This window comes from uncultured Brevundimonas sp. (genome assembly GCF_963975535.1).
Lineage (GTDB): Bacteria > Pseudomonadota > Alphaproteobacteria > Caulobacterales > Caulobacteraceae > Brevundimonas.
The window spans coordinates 26,015-43,985 of record NZ_CAXBHE010000010.1 but is presented as its reverse complement, the minus strand read 5'-3'; the positions used below and the strand labels follow the sequence as shown (position 1 = coordinate 43,985).

15 protein-coding genes and 1 tRNA gene are annotated in these 17,971 nt (G+C 68.2%); 5 read left to right on the top strand and 11 right to left on the bottom strand.

Annotated elements, in window-relative coordinates; genetic code table 11:
* Positions 1-335: 335 nt before the first annotated feature.
* The 5 genes from AACZ75_RS13200 to AACZ75_RS13180 all read right to left on the bottom strand — a co-directional run bounded on the left by AACZ75_RS13200 (position 336) and on the right by AACZ75_RS13180 (position 5,144).
* Positions 336-1,499 (bottom strand): isovaleryl-CoA dehydrogenase, encoded by a 1,164-nt coding sequence (locus AACZ75_RS13200; RefSeq protein WP_339873445.1) that lies wholly within the window; start codon positions 1,497-1,499, stop codon positions 336-338.
* Between the two features lie 39 nt (positions 1,500-1,538).
* Positions 1,539-3,041 (bottom strand): lysozyme, encoded by a 1,503-nt coding sequence (locus tag AACZ75_RS13195; protein WP_339873443.1) that lies wholly within the window; start codon positions 3,039-3,041, stop codon positions 1,539-1,541.
* Positions 3,042-3,141: 100 nt separating this feature from the next.
* Positions 3,142-4,563 carry a magnesium transporter gene (mgtE, locus tag AACZ75_RS13190; protein WP_339873441.1) on the bottom strand — a complete coding sequence of 474 codons (1,422 nt, stop codon included), beginning with the start codon at positions 4,561-4,563 and terminating at the stop codon, positions 3,142-3,144.
* A 61-nt stretch (positions 4,564-4,624) separates the two neighbouring features.
* Positions 4,625-4,709 (bottom strand) — tRNA-Leu (locus tag AACZ75_RS13185).
* 138 nt (positions 4,710-4,847) lie between these two features.
* Entirely contained in the window at positions 4,848-5,144 is a 297-nt protein-coding gene (locus AACZ75_RS13180) for a FliM/FliN family flagellar motor switch protein (RefSeq protein ID WP_339873439.1), read from the bottom strand.
* Positions 5,145-5,173: 29 nt separating this feature from the next.
* Between AACZ75_RS13180 and lipB the strand changes: the two genes are divergently transcribed.
* Both lipB and AACZ75_RS13170 read left to right on the top strand, forming a co-directional pair.
* Positions 5,174-5,890, top strand: coding sequence for a lipoyl(octanoyl) transferase LipB (gene lipB / locus AACZ75_RS13175; protein ID WP_339873437.1), 717 nt, complete (start codon positions 5,174-5,176; stop codon positions 5,888-5,890).
* A 109-nt stretch (positions 5,891-5,999) separates the two neighbouring features.
* Positions 6,000-7,667 carry an ATP-binding protein gene (locus AACZ75_RS13170; RefSeq protein ID WP_339873436.1) on the top strand — a complete coding sequence of 556 codons (1,668 nt, stop codon included), beginning with the start codon at positions 6,000-6,002 and terminating at the stop codon, positions 7,665-7,667.
* 39 nt (positions 7,668-7,706) lie between these two features.
* Here AACZ75_RS13170 and AACZ75_RS13165 read toward each other — a convergent pair whose 3' ends face one another.
* The 6 genes from AACZ75_RS13165 to AACZ75_RS13140 form a co-directional block, all read right to left on the bottom strand.
* Positions 7,707-8,891 carry a patatin-like phospholipase family protein gene (locus tag AACZ75_RS13165; RefSeq protein WP_339873435.1) on the bottom strand — a complete coding sequence of 395 codons (1,185 nt, stop codon included), beginning with the start codon at positions 8,889-8,891 and terminating at the stop codon, positions 7,707-7,709.
* A 62-nt stretch (positions 8,892-8,953) separates the two neighbouring features.
* Positions 8,954-9,505 (bottom strand): DUF805 domain-containing protein, encoded by a 552-nt coding sequence (locus tag AACZ75_RS13160; protein WP_339873434.1) that lies wholly within the window; start codon positions 9,503-9,505, stop codon positions 8,954-8,956.
* Between the two features lie 114 nt (positions 9,506-9,619).
* A complete protein-coding gene (locus AACZ75_RS13155; RefSeq protein ID WP_339873432.1) occupies positions 9,620-10,177 on the bottom strand; it encodes a fasciclin domain-containing protein in 558 nt (185 codons plus the stop codon).
* A gap of 23 nt (positions 10,178-10,200) precedes the next feature.
* The gene (locus AACZ75_RS13150) at positions 10,201-11,121 is read right to left on the bottom strand and encodes a hypothetical protein (RefSeq protein ID WP_339873430.1); all 921 of its coding nucleotides are present in this window, start codon (positions 11,119-11,121) and stop codon (positions 10,201-10,203) included.
* A gap of 95 nt (positions 11,122-11,216) precedes the next feature.
* Positions 11,217-12,644, bottom strand: coding sequence for an alpha/beta fold hydrolase (locus AACZ75_RS13145; protein WP_339873428.1), 1,428 nt, complete (start codon positions 12,642-12,644; stop codon positions 11,217-11,219).
* Between the two features lie 344 nt (positions 12,645-12,988).
* Positions 12,989-14,983, bottom strand: coding sequence for an acetyl/propionyl/methylcrotonyl-CoA carboxylase subunit alpha (locus AACZ75_RS13140; protein WP_339873426.1), 1,995 nt, complete (start codon positions 14,981-14,983; stop codon positions 12,989-12,991).
* A 189-nt stretch (positions 14,984-15,172) separates the two neighbouring features.
* Here AACZ75_RS13140 and AACZ75_RS13135 point away from each other — a divergent pair, with 189 nt between their 5' ends.
* The 3 genes from AACZ75_RS13135 (at position 15,173) to AACZ75_RS13125 (ending at position 17,896) form a co-directional block, all read left to right on the top strand.
* Positions 15,173-16,651, top strand: coding sequence for a hypothetical protein (locus tag AACZ75_RS13135; RefSeq protein ID WP_339873424.1), 1,479 nt, complete (start codon positions 15,173-15,175; stop codon positions 16,649-16,651).
* A gap of 90 nt (positions 16,652-16,741) precedes the next feature.
* Positions 16,742-17,239, top strand: coding sequence for a peptide-methionine (R)-S-oxide reductase MsrB (gene msrB / locus AACZ75_RS13130; RefSeq protein ID WP_339873422.1), 498 nt, complete (start codon positions 16,742-16,744; stop codon positions 17,237-17,239).
* Positions 17,240-17,290: 51 nt separating this feature from the next.
* A complete protein-coding gene (locus AACZ75_RS13125) occupies positions 17,291-17,896 on the top strand; it encodes a hypothetical protein (protein WP_339873420.1) in 606 nt (201 codons plus the stop codon).
* Positions 17,897-17,971 lie beyond the last annotated feature (75 nt).

Below are 17,971 nucleotides of genomic sequence, written 5' to 3'. Positions count from 1 at the left end.
GTCAAGTGGAGAGTCCTGGCCAGGAGGGCCGATGCAACAGGTAGGGGGGGCGAGCCTCCGGCGCTACAGGCCGACCCGACGAATCGAACGGAACCGGGGGATCAATCGTGATCCGTGTGGTCCGACAAACCCGGCCACGGGGTACCGGCCCGATCCGCAACCGCCTCCCGGATCATCAGCCGGACTGTTTCCGGAGGCGCGCCGCACAATTTCGGCCGCGGCGTGTCGCCGGGCCGGCTGAAACGTGCCGCCGGCGGCCGTGCGCCGGACGCGGCACGTGCGGGCATCACGCGACGGCTTCGGGGGAGAAAACCGACGCGACGCCGGCCGGTTCCTCAGCTGCCCAGAAGTTCCCGCCCGATCAGGAAGCGGCGGATCTCGTTGGTTCCCGCGCCGATGTCGTACAGCTTGGCGTCGCGCACCAGCCGCTCGACCGGCCACTCCTTGGTGTAGCCGGCCCCGCCGAGGGCCTGGACCGCCTCGAGCGACACCTTCACCGCATTCTCCGACGCCAGCAGGATCGCCCCGGCGGCGTCGTAGCGGGTGGTCTTGCCCTGGTCGCAGGCGCGGGCCACGGCATAGACATAGGCCCGGGCCGAATTCAGGGCGACATACATGTCGGCAACCTTGGCCTGCATCAGCTGGAACGAACCGATCGGCTTGCCGAACTGTTTGCGTTCGCGGACATAGGGCAGCACCACGTCCAGCGCCGCCTGCATGATGCCCAGCGGGCCGGCTGACAGCACCGCGCGCTCATAGTCGAGGCCGCTCATCAGGACGCCGGCACCGCCGCCGACCGGACCCATGACGTTCTCTTCCGGGACCTCGCAGTCCGTGAACACCAGTTCGGCGGTATCCGAGCCGCGCATGCCCATCTTGTCCAGCTTCTTCGAGACGCTGAACCCCTTCATGCCCCGTTCGATCAGGAAGGCGGTGACTCCGCCATTGCCGTCGCCGGTACGGGCATAGACCACCAGGGTGTCGGCCGAGGGGGCGTTGGTGATCCAGAATTTGGTACCGTTCAGCACGTAACGGTCACCGGTCTTCACCGCCTGGGTGCGCATCGACATCACGTCGGAGCCGGACCCCGCTTCGGACATGGCCAGCGAGCCGACGTGCTCTCCCGAGATCAGCTTCGGCAGATATCTCCGCTTCTGGTCCTCGCTGCCCCAGCGCCGGATCTGGTTGACGCACAGGTTGGAGTGGGCCCCGTAGCTGAGGCCGACCGAGGCCGAGGCGCGCGACACCTCCTCCATGGCGACGACATGTTCGAGATAGCCGAGGCCGAGCCCGCCGAACTGTTCCTCGACCGTGATGCCGTGCAGGCCTAGCTCACCCATTTCGGGCCAGAGGTGGCGGGGGAAGGTATTGGTTTCATCGATCTCGGCAGCCATCGGGGCCAGCCGGTCGCTTGCCCAGCGGGCCGTGGTGTCGCGAATGGCGTCGGCGGTCTCGCCAAGGCCGAATTCCATCGATTGGGGGGCGTTCGGGATGCTCATGGGCCGGGCGTAGCACCAGCCGGGAGCGGGTGCAAAACCCTAACTGGGCCCGGTGTCGTCCCGTTGGGCGCGACCCCAGCGCATGTAGAGGTTCAGCGACGACACGACCACACAGACACCACCGATTACAGCCAGGGTCCAGGCGACGACGGTCGTCTCGCCCATCGGCGACGGTTCTTCCAGCGCCAGCCGGAAAGCTGCGGCCGAGAAGGCGCTGGCCAGCAGGCCCACACCCCCCATGATCAGAAAGGCACCGGTCTGGCTCTTCTCGAACCGGGCCGGTCCGTCGGTCTCCATCTCGTGGCGCAGGACGGATACGGCCGGCTCCTCCACAAACAGGGGCTCCTGGTTCGCCGGGGGCTCCTGGCGCTCGGTCTCGGGCCAGGCGGGCCGGTTGTCGACCGGAGCCGGGTCGGTGGACGCGGGCGTCAGAACCAGGGTCGGGGCCGCGACCGGTGCGACGGCCGGGGCGGCAAACGGTGTCACGACCGTCTCATCGGCCGGCGGAACCGTGACCACGTCTTCGGCCGGCGGAACCGGGGACGGGACCGGCGCGGCGGGGGCCGGTTCCTGGACGGGTTCGGAGACGATCGGCGCGTCGGTCGTGGAGACGCCCTGTTCGACCACCATCGCCATCCTGATGCTCATGGCGACCGAAGCGACCGGTGCCGCCGGAGCGTCGGGCGCGGCCGGCTCGGCAGGCGAGGGCGGCGTGGCCGGTGTCGCAGCGGCAACCGTCAGGTCGGGCAGCGGACCCACATTCCCCGCCGCGTACGGCGAGTAGCGCTGCAGGTGCATGCTGGCCGGGACCGAGGTGAAGGCCGGAGCCAGGGGTTGATCCGGGATCGGGGTCGGTGGGGGCGTATGGGGTACCGTCGACGCGTCCGGCCGGGTCGGCGTCGGTTCCGGAGTGGCCGCCGGCGCAGGCGCGTCCGGCACGGATTCCATCGCCTCGGCGGGGGCCGCGGCCTCATCGGACCCGGCGGGCTCGCCCAGCAGGGTGGCGACGGCGGCCGCGCGGGCAGCAACGGCGGCCACGGGTGCCCCGGTCGCCGCCGGTTCCGCGGCCGGCGGTGCCAGCGGTGCGATCAACAGGTCAGCGAGATGAACGGGCTGATTCGGGTCGGCGTTGAACAGCGCGCGTTCGGCGACGCGACGGCGGGTCGCAGCATCCAGCGGCACCGGGGCCGGCCAGCCGATCAGGGCATCGGCGGCCTGGGTCGGCAGGCCGTCGTTCAGGCGCTGCAGCACGTCCGAACCGAGAAAGCGATCAACCCCAATGGACAGGGCAAAGCTGGCGAGGGCGTCGAACTGATGCTGGTTGACCGGGCGCGAGATACCGCGATTGAGCCCGTTCACGACAGGCAGAAGGTCGTACTGCAGCAGCAGTTCAGCATCGGGCTCGGCCACGGTCAGGCCCTCGCGGGCCGACGCGGTATGGCCGTAGCCGATCACCCAGCGTCCATCCTCGCCGCGGACGGCCCTGGAACGGAAGCCGACAAAACTCTTGATGAGGACAACGCCCTCACGGGAGACTTTCATGTGTTTCGTGGTCACTTCGGACAACAGACTGACCCAAATCGAGACGGGCGCGTTCGCCCAACCGGGGAACCAGCAAGCAGCGGGCCGCGCGCCGCCCGTCCTAGATCAGCACCAGGGCGGCCAGGCCCAGGAAGACGAAAAAGCCTACAGTATCGGTGATCCAGCTGACGAACACGGGAGACGAAACGGCCGGGTCGCGGTCGAGCTTGTCCAGCGCCAGCGGGATCAGGGTTCCGGCCAGCGAGGCGGCGAACAGGTTCACGATCACCGACAGGCCGATAACCAGCGACAGCATGGGCTTGCCGAACCAGATGGCGGCGATCCCGGCCAGCAGCACCGCGAGGGTGACGCCGTTGGTCAGGCCGACCACGACCTCGCGGCGGACGATGCGCAGGGCGTTGGCCGCGGTCAGTTCGCGCGCCGCCAGCGACCGGACGGCGACGGTCAGGGCCTGGGTCCCGGCGTTGCCGCCGATGGAGGCGACGATCGGCATCAGCACCGCCAGTGCCACCAGGGTCTCGATCTGGCGCTGGAACAGGCCGATCACCGAGGAGGCGACCACCGCCGTACCCAGGTTGATGATCAGCCACGGGATACGCGACCGGACGATGTCCATCACGCTGCCGTCCCGGCCCTCGTCGCTGACACCGGCCAGGCGCAGGATGTCCTCGCGGTTCTCCTCCTGGATGATGTTGACGATGTCATCGACCGTGATCTGGCCGACCAGCCGCCCGGCGTCGTCGATTACCGGGGCCGAGATCAGGTGATATTTCTCGAAGATGTAGGCGACTTCTTCCTGGTCGGTGCCGACGGAGATCTCGTTGATCGGCTCCATCAATTCCGACAATTTTACATTGCGCTTGGCCCGCAGCAGCCAGCTGATCGGCACGCCGCCGACCGGACGGTTCAGCGGATCGACGACATAGATGTCGAAGAACAGCTCGGGCAGGTCGTCGGTCTGGCCGCGAACGTGATCGATGGTGTCGCCGACGGTCCAGAACTGGGGTGCGGCCATGACCTCGCGCTGCATCAGGCGGCCGGCGGAATCCTCGGCATAGCCCAGCGAGGATTCGATCGCGGCGCGATCCGTCTCGGGCATGGCCGCCAGGACGCGTTCGCGCTGATCGTCCTCGAGGTCTTCGACCACCGCCGCGGCGTCGTCGGAATCGAGTTCCTGCAGCGCCTCGGCGAGGATCAGGTGGGGGACCCGTTCCAGCACCTCCTCGCGGATGCCGTCATCCAGCTCCGGCAGGGTCTCGGCCAGCAGTTCGGCTGGTAGCCACAACACCACGACGCCGCGATGTTCGGACGTCAGGAACCCCATCAGGTCGGCCACGTCGGCCGGGTGGAGGTCTTCCAGCAGGGAGCGGAGTCGCTGGCCGTCGCCGTCATCCGCGGCGTCGACGACCTTTTCGACGAAGGTGGCCGTCAGGACGTAGTCCTCGTCGAGGGCCGCATGGTCCTCGACGAGGGGGTCACTGCCCTTGATCCGGCTCAGGGTGGCGGAGTCCGTGTTTTTCACGTGTCTGCCTCCCTGATTGGTACAGCCTGATCCAGCCGGTAACTCGTCCTGTCTAGCCAGATGGTGCGGTCGAGAAGACTCGAACTTCCACGGGTTGCCCCACAGCGACCTCAACGCTGCGCGTCTACCAATTCCGCCACGACCGCTCGCATCGGAGCGGGGGCAATAGCGGAGAGATCAGCGAAAGGGAAGAGGACAATCCACCTGGCGGCTACGGTCCCGGTTTTCCCGGACACGGGCGACGCCAGACGGAAAGTGACGGGCTTTTGAACGCCGACCGGCGATCAGGCGGCGCCGGCCATGAAATCATAGACGTCGGCAGTGCGGGTCACGGTGATGGCGATGCGATCTTCCCGGATCTCGATCTCGCCCCGGGCGACCGGATGGTTGTTGGCCAGGATCCAGACCTCGTCATGTTCCGAGGCGTCGAGCGGGATCACGGCCCCGCGGCCCATGCGCAGCAGCTGGCTCATCGGCAGGACCGATCGGCCCAGGACGACGGAAATCTCGACATCGACAGCTTCGATCTGGCTCACAACGCACTCTGATACTGGGGTCTGCGCGGACGGTTCATCTTGCATGGGGCCCTCAGGACCCACATTGAAGCGTCATGCTTTCGCACACGTTAAATCCCGAGCCTTCGCGCCTGATTCGTTCCGACGGCCGGCCCGTGGGCTGGGCGGTCTCGACCGCGGCGGTCGACTATCCCGCCGCCGTGCAGGCGATGGAGGCCCGGGCGGCCGCGATCGCGGCAGGGGACGCTCCGGAGCTGATCTGGCTGCTGGAGCATCCGCCCCTCTATACGGCAGGGGTATCGAGCAGGGACGCCGATCTGCTGGATGCGGGCCGGTTCCCGGTGCACCGGACCGGTCGGGGCGGGCAGTTCACCTATCACGGGCCCGGACAGCGGGTGGCCTATGTGATGCTGGACCTGAACCAGCGCGGCCGCGACGTGCGCGCCTTCGTGCGGGGGCTGGAACAGTGGCTGGTGGGGTCCCTGGCCGCCTTCGGGGTCGAGGCCGGGGTCCGTGACGGCCGGGTCGGGGTCTGGGTCGAGCGCCGGGGCGCGGGCTGGAGCCGCGAGGACAAGATCGCCGCTATCGGGGTCAAGGTCCGCAAATGGGTCAGCTTTCACGGGATCAGCCTGAATGTGGAGCCCGATCTGGGTCATTTCAGCGGCATTGTGCCCTGCGGGATTGCCGAACACGGGGTCACCAGCCTGGTCGATCTGGGGGTTCCGGCGACGATGGACGAGGCAGACGCGGCGCTGAAGGTATCGGCCGGGCGAATATTCGGACCGCTGGTTCCGGAACCGCCCCCGATCTGAAGCCGATAGGCACTACTACGCAAAATTCCCTGGCCGGAAGGGTGGGGTTAACCGTCACGCTCCTAGGGTGACCCGTCTGCAGCCCGATCTCGCCGGAGTCGTTCCCTCGATGCCCAGAAGACCGTCGAACGATTCCGTGGCCGAAGGGCCGGCGGGCGACGAGAGTCCGGTCGGGCCGGGTGTCCGGGACGGGCTGTCGCAGGATATGGCCAGCTTCTTCGATGTGTCGCTGGATTTGCTGTGTATTCGCGATCTGGCGGGTCGGTTCGTCAAACTGAACCGGGCCTGGGAGGCCATGCTCGGCTACCCCCTGGATCAGCTGGAGGGCCGACCGCTGCTGCCGCTGGTTCATCCGGACGACGTCGAGGCGACGTTGGCCCATATGGAGCGGCTCAACCAGCAGGAGCCGGAGGGCGAGGTCATCGGTTTCGTCAATCGCTATCGCCACGCCGACGGCAGCTATCGTCAGCTGGAATGGCGGGCGCGGCGCGCGAACGCACGGGTCTTCGCCGTGGCGCGGGACGTCACGGAACGCCAGGCGGTCGAACGCGAAATGGCCGCGGCCCGGGAGGCGGCCGAGGCAGCCAGCCTGGCCAAGAGTGAATTCCTGGCCAATATGAGTCACGAGATCCGCACGCCGCTGAACGGGATTATCGGCATCGCCGCAGCCCTGGAGCGGACCGGCCTGACGGAGGGGCAGCGCGAGATGGTCGGGCTGATCGAACAGTCCGGTGTCACGCTGGAACGGCTGGTGTCCGATATCCTCGACGTCTCCAAGGTTGAGGCCGGCCAGCTGGACATCGAGATTCACGAGATGGACCTGGCTGCCGAGGTCGATTCCGTCATCGATCTGATGCGGGGACGCGCGGAGGCCAAGGGCCTCGATTTCGTGGTCGAGCGCGGCGCGACGGCGCGCGGCGATTTTCTCGGCGACAGCACCCGGATCAAACAGGTGCTGGGCAATCTGCTGTCCAATGCCGTCAAATTCACCGAGACCGGCCGGATCCGTGTCGAGATGGACATTCAGGACAATCATCCCTGGGAGGGCACGGCGCTGCTGACGCTGGAAGTCGAGGATTCGGGCGTCGGCTTCGGCCCCGAATTTGCGGCCAGCATGTTCCAGCGCTTCAGTCAGGCCGATGGCACCATCACCCGGCGCTTCGGCGGGACCGGCCTGGGGCTGTCGATCTGCCGCTCGCTGGTCGAGTTGATGGGCGGCGACATTGAGGCCCGCTCGGAGCCTGGCCGGGGCAGTCTGTTCCGCGTGACCCTGCCGATGTCCCGCATCCGCTCGCTGGAGGAGCACGACGCCCGTCAGGGTCTGATCCGGGAAAATCCGGCGTCGTCGGAGGCCATGCCGGTCTGTGCCGACGGGCCGCGGGTCCTGCTGGCCGAGGACCATCCGGTCAACCAGCGGGTGGTGCAGTTGATCCTGGCGGGTCGGGTCGCCACCCTGGTCACGGTCGAGAACGGGGCCGAGGCGGTCGCGGCCTTCGAGCGCGAGACGTTCGACGTGGTGTTGATGGACATGCAGATGCCGGTGATGGACGGGCTGGCGGCGACGCGCGCCATCCGGGCGCTGGAACAGGGTCGGCCGGACGCGCCACGCGCTGCGCTGATCATGTTGAGTGCCAACGCCATGGTCCGGCACCGCCAGGACTCGCTGGCGGCCGGGGCCGATCTTCATCTTCCGAAGCCGATCACGGCCCTGACGCTGCTGGAAGGGATCGACGCTGCCCTGGATGCCGCGGCGGAGCCAGCGCGCGAGGTCGGCTGACCTGCCGGATTTCGCTTCGACCGGACGCGCCCGGTCAGCCTAGCGGTCCCCGTCTTCGTCACCCTCTCCGCCAAACGGCCAGGTCAACAGATCGGCCAGGCTCAGGGGGGCGGGCGTGGCGGGAACCCAGACATCCGGATCCGCGGCGCTCGCCACGGCGGCGTCAAAGGTCTCGCGCATGGTCGCGGTTTCAAAGCTGAGACCATTGCCGATCGTCGAACGGGCCGGAACCGAGGCCACGTCCAGCGGCAGACCGGCTCCGGCACAGAAGGCGGCGGCCGCGCTGATGGCCTGCCGGTAGGAGAAGCGCAGCATGGTGTCGAAGCTGCGAATGGCGACGGCCGCGGCCTTGTCCGGCGTCGACTGGGGTGCGGGGGCCAGCACCATGTTGACGATGATATAGACCCGACCGCCTCGCAGTCGCCGTCCGACCTGCTTCCAGCGCAGCAGGGCGTCGGGCAGCACGAACAGCGGCGTGGCCACGCCACCGTCGACATGCATCTCGTGATAGATTTCGCCGTTGCTCTCGCAGGCGATCAGCCGCGGCGGGAACAGGCCCGGCAGGCTGGACGAGGCCGCGAGCACGGTGCGGAACAGGGCGAGGGCGGCCTCGCCCTTGCCTTCGGCCTGCCCCTGGCTGGCGATGGCCCCCATGTCCCAGATACTGGCCTGCTGACGGTCCAGGTCGGTGGTGCCGACGAACAACCGCCGGCCGGCGGCATGGGCCTCGGCGACCGCCTTCAACACGTCCGCGTCGATGAAGGGTTCGATCAGGCCGTCCAGGGCGGCGACCGGATAGAGCCCGGCGCGTCGACCCGGGATCAACCCCAGCAGACCCAGCCGCCGTTGGGCCAGGCCGCCGGTGAAGGCGTTGGCCAGGCGGTCGTCCCAGGCCGGTCCGAGGAAGGCGAAGGGCGCGATCAGCGCCCCGGTGCTGATGCCGGTGACCACGGCGAAGGCCGGTCGCCGCCCGACCCGGGTCAGGCCGACGAGCAACCCGGCCCCGAAGGCTCCGCCCGCCGCCCCGCCGGACACGGCGAGGATGTTGATCGGATCGCGGGCCCACGGTCTGCGCCGCGGCGCGATGCGATCCGCGGCCTCGGTCAGGGCCTTGTGCGCCTGGGACGTGCTCAGCCTGACCCCGGTGAACCCGACCGGCTCGCCCCGCACCGCGGGCGGGGGCGTGCGAGGCGAGCGGGGCCGGGTCGGCAGGTGGGAAGACATGGGGGACTCATGCCCCGGCAGGGACAGGACGGGAAGGGGGGGGCGCACGTCCGGCGGGCAGATCAGCGCAGGGGGGCGGGTTCATCCGCGATCGGCGGCTCGCCGGGCCGGTCCACGAGCGGTGCCCGGTAGTTCCGGTGGCGGCTGTGGGGTGAGGGCCCGAAGCGGTTGTGTCCGGGCGTTCCCGGCAGGACTCCGAGCACCAGCAGGAACACGAGGCCGACGGCCCAGGACCCCAGGGTCAGGGCACCCGCGACATTCACATTGGTCCCGGCGACAGCGATGGCCGATGTCGGCGACGACAGACGCCACAGGTCCAGACCGATCCCGACGATGACGTAGGTCCCGTACCACCAGCCCGACAGGTTTCGGTCGTGTGAGCGGCGAACGGCGACGGCAGTGATCGGCCAGAGAAAGGCCAGGTTGATGACCAGCCCCGCGATGGCGGCGACGGGCACCGCGTGGCCGGAGAGAGCGAGGGTGGAGGAGGCCAGTGATGGCAGGATCAGAAAAGCGAACAGGATAAGGACAAGGGACTGCACGAAGGTCAGGCCGACGCTGACCAGCCAGAAATCCATGCGGGGGGACCGCCCTGAAAAGCTGAATATATCCACGGCCCCTCACAATCCAGGCGTGAGCGTGGCACGGTTTTCGCAGTGCGACAATGCGGGGGTGGTGCCGTGCCGGACCCCGCCCGGAGGGCCGCCGATCGCCTGCTCGGCTTTCGGTCAGTCCACCGGGGTGGGTCGGATCAGCAGGGCGTCGATCGGCTGGACGACACCGTTCCTGACCAGCGCCTCGCTGCCCGTCAGATGCGCCCGGGCCCCGTCCGGAGCGGTGACCACCAGGGCGTCGCCGTCGCGCGTGAAGCTCAGCAGGGTGTCGGCCATGGTGCGCATCTGGATCGTGCCGGTGCCACCGCTGTCGATGGCCGCGCCAATGTCGGCCCGGGTCAGGGCCCCCGGCACGATGTGGGCCCGCAGCAGGGCCGCGGCCGGGGCGCGCATGGCCTCGGCGGTGAAGTCGGTGTCGCTGCCGGCCGTGGTGAAGGCGGCGTCGGCGGGGGCGAACACCGTATAGGGTCCGGTACCCTCGAGCACCTCGATCAGGCCGGCATTGGTCAGCACCTGTTTGAGGGTGCCGAAGGCCTCGTCATCCTGGAGCGTGGCGGCCAGGGTCAGGGACGAGGGTTCGGTCGTGCTGTCGGACTTGCCGCCGTCACCTCCGCAGGCCGCCAGGCTCAGAACCGCAAGAGGGGCCAGGGCCCAGCGCAGATAGCGTGTCATTGTCGATGGCTCCGGTCGCGGGATCAGGTGAGAAGCTGGATGACGGCCTGGACCAGGCGCGTCTTGGGATCGACCTGATAGACGTAGCCGTCATTGTAGCGGAACTGGCGGGACGCCGTGTCGACGTACTGGTCCCGGTAGGCACTGGGGACGTTGTAGATGTCATAGCCGGCCGGCATCGGCTGGCCGACGGTCGGATTCTGACCGGTCAGGAGCGCGACGACCTGGGTGATGGCCTGGGTCTTCGGGTCCATGCCGTAGACCGTGCCGTCCGCGTAGCGATAGGCGCTGCGGTCGTTCAGGCCGTAATAGTTGGTCAGATAGGTCGGCACCGGCTGGTAGTCATACTGGGCTGGCCAAGGATTCCCGCGTGACAGGGCCCCGCCCAGCACCGGGATATAGCCCAGCAGCGACCCCCGGGTGTCGCGGCGATACAGATAGCCGTCCTCATAGCGGTAGCTGAACTCGTCGTTGCGGGCGTTCCACAGCGAATCGAGGCGGGTCGGCGTCGCCAGTCGCCGGGCTTGACCCGGCGGCAGGCAGCCGTTGTCCTTGCGGGCCAGTCCCGGCGGACAGCCATTGATCAGGCCGCGGTCGCGATTCCGGCGCAGCAGGATAACGGGCCGGCCATCCTCACCGGCGATGACGACCCGACGATCATCCGCCCGCTCCGTACGGCGCTCGTGGCGGTCGCGATCGCCCTTGCGTTCCTGGCGGTCCTCGCGGCGCGCCTCGACACGGACATTTCGGTTGTCGTCCCGGCGCTCGGCCCGTCGCTCGCTACGGTCATTGCCGCGATCGTCGCGGTCCTGAGGGTCCCGTTCGGAGCCCCGGTCGCGCTTGTCGTGACCACTATTGCCGTGGCCGTTATTCTGGGCGGCGGCGACCTGGGGCAGGCCCAAACTCAGAACGAGCGCGGTGGTGAGGGGAAGAAGCCGGTTCATCGGTAGCTCACTGGTGGACCATCGAATACGCAATCGATCAGAGCCCCAACGATCTCGTGGTCCTGCCGGTTCCGGAATCGCGGGGTTTCAAGCCGTTAATCGGACTGCACCGGCCCACGGTTCAGACTGCACACGGCCTCGCCCACCCGGACACCGCGCGTAAAGGCACGCATCTCGCGCACGGCGCAGTCGGGAGCGGTCAGCAGGATGAAATGAGGGGCGTCCTCGACGGTGACCAAACGCACCGGCCCGGCGGAGCGGAAGCGATCCGCATGGGCGCGGGCTCCGGCAAGGGGCGTCTTGGGATCGAGATCGCCCTGCAGGATCAGCACCGGCGGCAGACGCGACGGGGAGGTGCCGTAGGCGGCGTCGCGGGGATAGGCGTAGCCGGCACCACCGACCAGCTGACCCGGCAGACTGCTGGTGAACAGCAGATCGCTGGCCTCGGCGGCGACCGTGGCACGGGTCAGGTCGGGGCGGGCGTTGTTTTCGGACGCTGAAATCACCGCGACCAGCGGGATGGAGGATGTGGCCCCGACGGCGGCGAACGCGGCGGCCTGGGCCTCAATTCGTCCCTGCGCGGCCTCCAGCGGGCCCGTATCGCCGGCCCGAACGCCGACGATGACCGTCGGGATCAGGGCGCGGGCGTCGGGGCTGTCCAGAAGGCTGCCGAAGAAGAGCTTCGGCTGTTCGCCGGGGAACAGGGCGGCGAGGGCGGGATCATCGACGACCGCGCGCATCGCCGCCTCGGCCGAACCGCCAAGGCGGGCGCGGCAGGTGGCGTCGGCATCGCACCGGGCCAGCATCTGCAGACCGACGGCATCGACCACCTGCGACCGGCGGCTGAGATCCCATTGATCGTCGCCCTCGGGCGGGACGAGGGAGTCGAGCACGATGCCGTCCAGCCGCGCGGGCGGGGCGACGACCATGGTCCGTAGCACCAGCTGGGTGCCGTAGGAGACGCCGTACAGGAAGGTCTTTCCACCGCCGTCATGCTGGGCCATCAGGCCGCTGAGATCATGGGCGGCGTTGGTGATGGTGAAGGCCTGGGGCCAGGCGGCGCGCGACTCCAGCAGGCCGAAACAGGTTCCCCATTCAGCACCGGCCAGGTCGCGCCCGCCGGGCGAGGCCTCGGCCTCGTCCTCGGGGCAGATGCGGCTGGAACGGCCGGTGCCGCGATGGTCGGGCACCATCAGGTCATGGCCGGGGAAGCTGCTGTGGAAGCGGTCGATCAGGGCATAGAAGCCGGCCCCGGATTCGCCCGGGCCACCCGCGATCAGCCAGACCTGCCCGAGGCGGCGACCCTCGGCTGGGAACTGGCGGACAAACAGCTCGACCTCACCGGCATCAGCGGCGGTGTAAGACAGCGGGGCCCGGGTCAGGGCGCAGAGCGAACCGGCCAGGGCCGGGTGGCTGTCGGCGTCGGCGCAGGGGACGAAGTCGGTGTCGGCGCTCATCGACCGGGGAAGGGTCGCGCAGCCTGCAAGAGACGTCGCAACCGCTGCCAGAATGACGAAACGCATGAAAATTCCTCCGCTTGACGTCGTACCCTCACAGATTTTGTCCGGTCGGTCAGCTTACGGTTTGCCCATGAAGACGGTGGCACCGGCCTGCACGCCGTGAGCCGCCGCGGCGGACGCCCCGTCCGACGGCGACCGCAAGGCCGTTGATCTGGAACAGCAGAGCGTGGGCCGGCTGTCGCGCGGTGAGGCCATGCAACGTCAGGCGATGAGCACTGCCGCTCCGGGACGAATTGCCACCGACGAGCCCGGCTATTGCGGCGGCTGCGGGGAGCCGATCCCGCTACCGAGGCTGACGCTGGACGCCACTGGCGCGCCCCGCATGGAGAGCGCGCGCTGGGCGGAGCCTATGCGAACTCAACCAGCACATCATCCGCGGCCACCGGGTCGCCAGCCTTGGCGCTGACGGTCTTCACGACGCCGTCGTGCTCGGCCTTGAGGATGTTCTGCATCTTCATCGCCTCGATGATGGCCACGGTCTCGCCAGTCTTGACCTCCTGGCCGGGGACGACGGCAATGGAGACGACCAGGCCGGGCATCGGCGACAGCACCAGTTTCGAGGTGTCGGCGGCGACCTTCTCCGGCAGACGGGCATACAGGTCGGCGATCCGTGGGGTCATGACCCGGACGCGGGCCTTCGTGGCGCGGGTGCGGATGTCCCAGCCGTCGGCGACACGCCTGATCTCGGCGGTGAAGGGCTGGTCGTCGAGCACGGCGCGGAACTGGGCCAGGCCGGGTCGCCAGTCGATCTCGCTGAGGCGCAACAGACGGTCGCCGTTGTCGACGTCGAGCACCAGGGCCTCGTCGTCGTCATAGCCGAGGCTGACGGGAACCGGTTCGCGGTCCAGCTGGACGATCCAGTCGATGCGGTCGGACGGGTCGCCGGACTGGTCCGAGACGATTTCATGCATCGCCATGCCGGTGGCGACGAGGATGTCGCGTTGCAGCGGCCCGGCCGGCGCACCGTGGAAGCCGTCCGGGAACTCATCCTTGATATAGGCGGTCGACAGCTGGCCCGAGCGGAAGCGGTCCTGGTCCATCACCGCGGCGAGGAAGGGCACGTTGTGGCCGACGCCCTCCAGGTGGGTGTCCTCCAACGCCCGCGACATGCCGGCCACGGCCCCGGCCCGGGTTGGAGCCCAGGCGCACAATTTGGCGATCATCGGATCGTAGAACATCGAAATCTCGTCGCCCTCGCGGACGCCGGAGTCGTTGCGCACCACATAGGGCCCGCCGGGGCCGTCCTGCGGGCCTTCCTCGGGCTGTTCGTAGCGGATCAGGCGGCCGATCGACGGCAGGAAGCCGCGATAGGGGTCCTCGGCGTAGATGCGGCTCTCGATCGCCCAGCCGTTGATCTTCAGGTCGTCCTGGCCGAACGCCATGCGCTCGCCCGCAGCGGACCGGATCATCTGCTCGACCAGATCGATGCCGGTAATAAGCTCGGTGACCGGATGCTCCACCTGAAGCCGGGTGTTCATCTCGAGGAAATAGAAGGATTTGTCCTGCCCGGCGACGAATTCTACGGTGCCGGCGCTGTCGTAGTTGACGGCCCGGGCCAGGGCGATGGCCTGTTCGCCCATGGCGCGACGGGTCTTGTCGTCGAGCAGCGGGGAGGGAGCCTCCTCGATGACCTTCTGGTTGCGACGCTGGATCGAGCATTCGCGTTCGAACAGATGGACCAGGCCGCCATGCTTGTCGCCCAGCACCTGGATCTCGATGTGGCGCGGATTGACGATGAATTTCTCGATGAAGACACGGTCGTCGCCGAACGCGTTCAGGGCCTCAGCCTTCACCGCGGCAAAGCCTTCGGCCATGTCATCGTCGGAATGGGCGACGCGGATGCCCTTGCCGCCACCGCCGGCGGACGCCTTGATCATCACCGGATAGCCGATCTCGTTGGCGATCTGGACGGCATAGTCGGTGGTGTCGATCAGCCCCATGTGACCCGGCACGGTCGAGACCCCGGCCTCGGCGGCGAATTTCTTCGAGGTGATCTTGTCGCCCATCGCCTCGATGGCGTGCGGATTGGGGCCGATGAAGGTGATGTTTTCGGATTCAAGGCGGCGGGCGAAGCCGGAATTCTCGGACAGGAAGCCGAATCCGGGGTGAACCGCCTCGGCCCCCGACTGACGCACGGCGTCGACGATCCTGTCTTCCAGCAGATAGGACTGGGCTGCCGGTGCCGGGCCGATCAGGATGGTCTCGTCGGCCATCTGGACCGCCAGAGAGCCCGCGTCCGCCTCGGAATAGACCTGCACGGTGCGGATGCCCATGCGTTTGGCGGTCTTGATGATGCGGACGGCGATCTCGCCGCGATTGGCGATCAATATCTTTGAAAACATGCGTAAGCCCGAAGCGCGTTCTGAACTGAACGTGATCTTTGCGTGAAGCGACCGCCCCGATTAGGCCGCGTTCGCTTGGGAGTAAACATGGGCGGGTGTTCGCCCCGTCGGGGTTCGGGCTTGGCAAGCCTGCCCCGGATCGGCTTTAACTCGCTTACCTTCCCGTGACGGTTCCTGGAGTCCAGATTGATGCAACGCCTACTCACTGCCTCGGCCGCCGGTCTTGCGCTTGCCGTTTGCGCCGGAGCCGCCTCGGCTCAGGACTTCCGCGCCCTGGCTCGCCAGGACCTGACCGCCGCCCACGACGCCCTGCGCGACAACCACCCCGCAGCGGTGCTCCCGGGGCCGGCCAGCCAGACCTTCCGCGCCTGGCTCGACGCCGGTCTCGCCGATTCCCTGGCCAAGGCCGCGCAGGTCAACAGCGGCGACGCCCATGCCTATCTGATGCGCTACTACGGGGCGGGCTTCCGGGATTCGAACATCGACATCACCCCGACCTTTGAAGGCCTGGGTCCCTATTTCGTAACCGGCTGGCCCGGATTCACCACCGGCTGGCGCAACGGGGCCTATGAGGTAACCTATGTGAAGCCGGGTGTGCGCGGCGCGCCGCCGGTCGGTGCCGTGCTGGTTGAATGCCAGGGTCGGACTGCCGAGGAAATGGCCATGGCGCGTCTGGATCGCTGGGAAGGCGACCTGACCACCGAGGCCGGACGCGTGCGCAGCGCCCCCTACCTGCTGTGGAACCGAAACAACCAGTGGACCGGCGGCGTCCCGGGCTCCTGCAAGTTCAAGAATGGCCGTCGTTCGCGAGACTATGACCTGCGTCCCCAGCCGATCGAGCCGGGTGCGATCGAGGAAGCCTACCGCGCCACGGTCTATATGCCGCCCGCGACGCCGCTGGCGGTCGAACAGGTCAACGGCCGGCCGTGGGTCCATGTCCATTCCTTCGCCGACAGCGCCGGTTGGGATGCGTTCAACGCCCAGATCGAGGGCGATATCGCGTCGCTGCACGGCCCGCAGGGTTTCGTGCTGGATCTGCGCGGGGCCTCGGGCCAGTCGTACCGTTCGACCACGCGGGGCTATGGCCTGGCCAACCGCATCTGGACCCCCGAGTTCACGGTGAGCCGTCAGCCGGCGGCGGGCGAGATCACCTATCGGGCCACGGCGGGCAATCGCCAGTGGTTCGTCGAGACCCTGGCCCGGATGGAAGCCGATCCGCGCTTCGTCCAGGAAAGTGGTCCGGTGATCGAGGAGACGCGGGCCATCATCGCGGCGTTCGACGCCGCACTTGAGGCCAACCAGCCGCTGTTCACCCTGGCCGGCCGTCCGGCCGTGCAGGATACGGGCGCACCGAACCCGGTCCAGGGCCCGGTCGTGGTTCTGGTCGACAGTGGTTGCTCGGGCGGTTGCCTGGACACGCTGGACCTGCTGACCCGTCTGCCGAACGTGCGACTGGTCGGGGCCACCACGGCCACCGATTCGATCTTCATCGAGCGGACCAATGTGCGGCTGCCGTCGAACTATTCGGACCTGAGCTACGGCCACAAGGCCTGGACCTCGCGCCAGCGCCCGAGCCATCAGCCCTTCACCCCGGCCGAGGGCCTGACCTTCACCGGTAATCCGGCGGATGAGGTTGCCGTGCGGACGTGGGTCGGAACGCTGTTCTAGGGCGCTATCGCGCTGCCTGAGCGCGGGACGTTGACGAAAGTCGGGCCGGATGGGGTGGAACCCCCGTCCGGCCCTTCCCATGTCTGGGGCATGACCCAGACCCCGACTCCCACCGCTTCGTCCCGTCGTTCTGCCGCCGGTTTCGACCTGACGCCCCCCGACACCGCCGAGCGCGCCAGGCTGGAAGCCGACCTGTCGCCGGAGGAGACGCGGGTGTTGCTGGCCCATGGCACGGAAGCGCCGTTCTGTGGCACCCTGCTGGGCGAGACACGGACGGGGGTGTTCTGTTGCCGCGAGTGCGGCCTGCCGCTGTTTCGCACCGGCACCAAGTTCGAAAGTGGTACCGGCTGGCCCAGTTTCACCGAACCCGTCGATCCCGAGCATGTGAGTGCCGTGCACGACGCCGCGTTCGGCATGGTGCGGACCGAGACCCGCTGCGCCCGCTGCGACAGCCATCAGGGCCATGTCTTTCCGGACGGGCCGCCGCCAACCGGCGCGCGCTACTGCATCAATTCGGTGGCCCTGACCTTCGTGGTCGCGGGCGAGCCCCTGCCGGATCCGCTGGGCCGCGGCGACGGTATCGCCTGACCTTGGCCGCAATCAGGGCTAGGATGGCGTTCGCATCCGGGAGTATCGCCTATGTTGACGGTCAGCCTATTCGCCGCCGTCGCCGTGTTGGCGGGCAATGATCCCGACGGCGTGGTGGCCACCGCCCCGGCCACAACCGTCCAACTGGACGCCACTGACATGCCCGAGGCGGCATCGCCGGCTGCTGCGGCCCAGGCGGCCGCGCCGCACGGCCTGACCACCGATCAGCAAATCGCCCGCTGGATCGACGACCGCTCGCCGGGGACCCTGCCGTTTGCCGAGTCGGCCGGCTCCGGATCGGTCGACGACCGCCAGATGCACAGCCAGTTCAGCGTCGGCGTCGGCACCGGCGGCTATCGCGACTATGGCGTCGCCGTTTCCCTGCCTGTGGGCGAGACCGGGCGGCTGAGTCTCAGCTACCGGCAGATCGAGAACGGCTATCCCGTTTACGGGTACGGCAATGGTTATTCGCCCGGTTTCGGTTACGGCTACGGCTACGGGGCGGGCTACGGCAATGGCGATCCCTATTTCAGCGACATCGGCCATGCCGCGCCGGGCAAACGGATCGATGGACCGACTGCCATCGAAACCCGGGACCGGCGCTCGACCCCGCCGTGGCGACACCCCGATTTTTCAGCCCGGCCGGGCCGCGACTGAGTCATCCGGCACGAAAAACGGCCACGCCCTGACGAGCGCGACCCTGATTTCTGACGATGGACCCGCCCAGAAGGG

Excerpts from the sequence above, each read along its gene's own strand:
- AACZ75_RS13200 (WP_339873445.1), bottom strand. The coding sequence starts at position 1,499 with ATGAGCATCCCGAACGCCCCCCAATCGATGGAATTCGGCCTTGGCGAG.
- AACZ75_RS13195 (WP_339873443.1), bottom strand. The coding sequence starts at position 3,041 with ATGAAAGTCTCCCGTGAGGGCGTTGTCCTCATCAAGAGTTTTGTCGGC.
- AACZ75_RS13180 (WP_339873439.1), bottom strand. The coding sequence starts at position 5,144 with ATGCAAGATGAACCGTCCGCGCAGACCCCAGTATCAGAGTGCGTTGTG.
- lipB (WP_339873437.1), top strand. The coding sequence starts at position 5,174 with ATGCTTTCGCACACGTTAAATCCCGAGCCTTCGCGCCTGATTCGTTCC.
- AACZ75_RS13170 (WP_339873436.1), top strand. The coding sequence starts at position 6,000 with ATGCCCAGAAGACCGTCGAACGATTCCGTGGCCGAAGGGCCGGCGGGC.
- AACZ75_RS13165 (WP_339873435.1), bottom strand. The coding sequence starts at position 8,891 with ATGTCTTCCCACCTGCCGACCCGGCCCCGCTCGCCTCGCACGCCCCCG.
- AACZ75_RS13155 (WP_339873432.1), bottom strand. The coding sequence starts at position 10,177 with ATGACACGCTATCTGCGCTGGGCCCTGGCCCCTCTTGCGGTTCTGAGC.
- AACZ75_RS13150 (WP_339873430.1), bottom strand. The coding sequence starts at position 11,121 with ATGAACCGGCTTCTTCCCCTCACCACCGCGCTCGTTCTGAGTTTGGGC.
- AACZ75_RS13145 (WP_339873428.1), bottom strand. The coding sequence starts at position 12,644 with ATGCGTTTCGTCATTCTGGCAGCGGTTGCGACGTCTCTTGCAGGCTGC.
- AACZ75_RS13140 (WP_339873426.1), bottom strand. The coding sequence starts at position 14,983 with ATGTTTTCAAAGATATTGATCGCCAATCGCGGCGAGATCGCCGTCCGC.
- AACZ75_RS13135 (WP_339873424.1), top strand. The coding sequence starts at position 15,173 with ATGCAACGCCTACTCACTGCCTCGGCCGCCGGTCTTGCGCTTGCCGTT.
- msrB (WP_339873422.1), top strand. The coding sequence starts at position 16,742 with ATGACCCAGACCCCGACTCCCACCGCTTCGTCCCGTCGTTCTGCCGCC.
- AACZ75_RS13125 (WP_339873420.1), top strand. The coding sequence starts at position 17,291 with ATGTTGACGGTCAGCCTATTCGCCGCCGTCGCCGTGTTGGCGGGCAAT.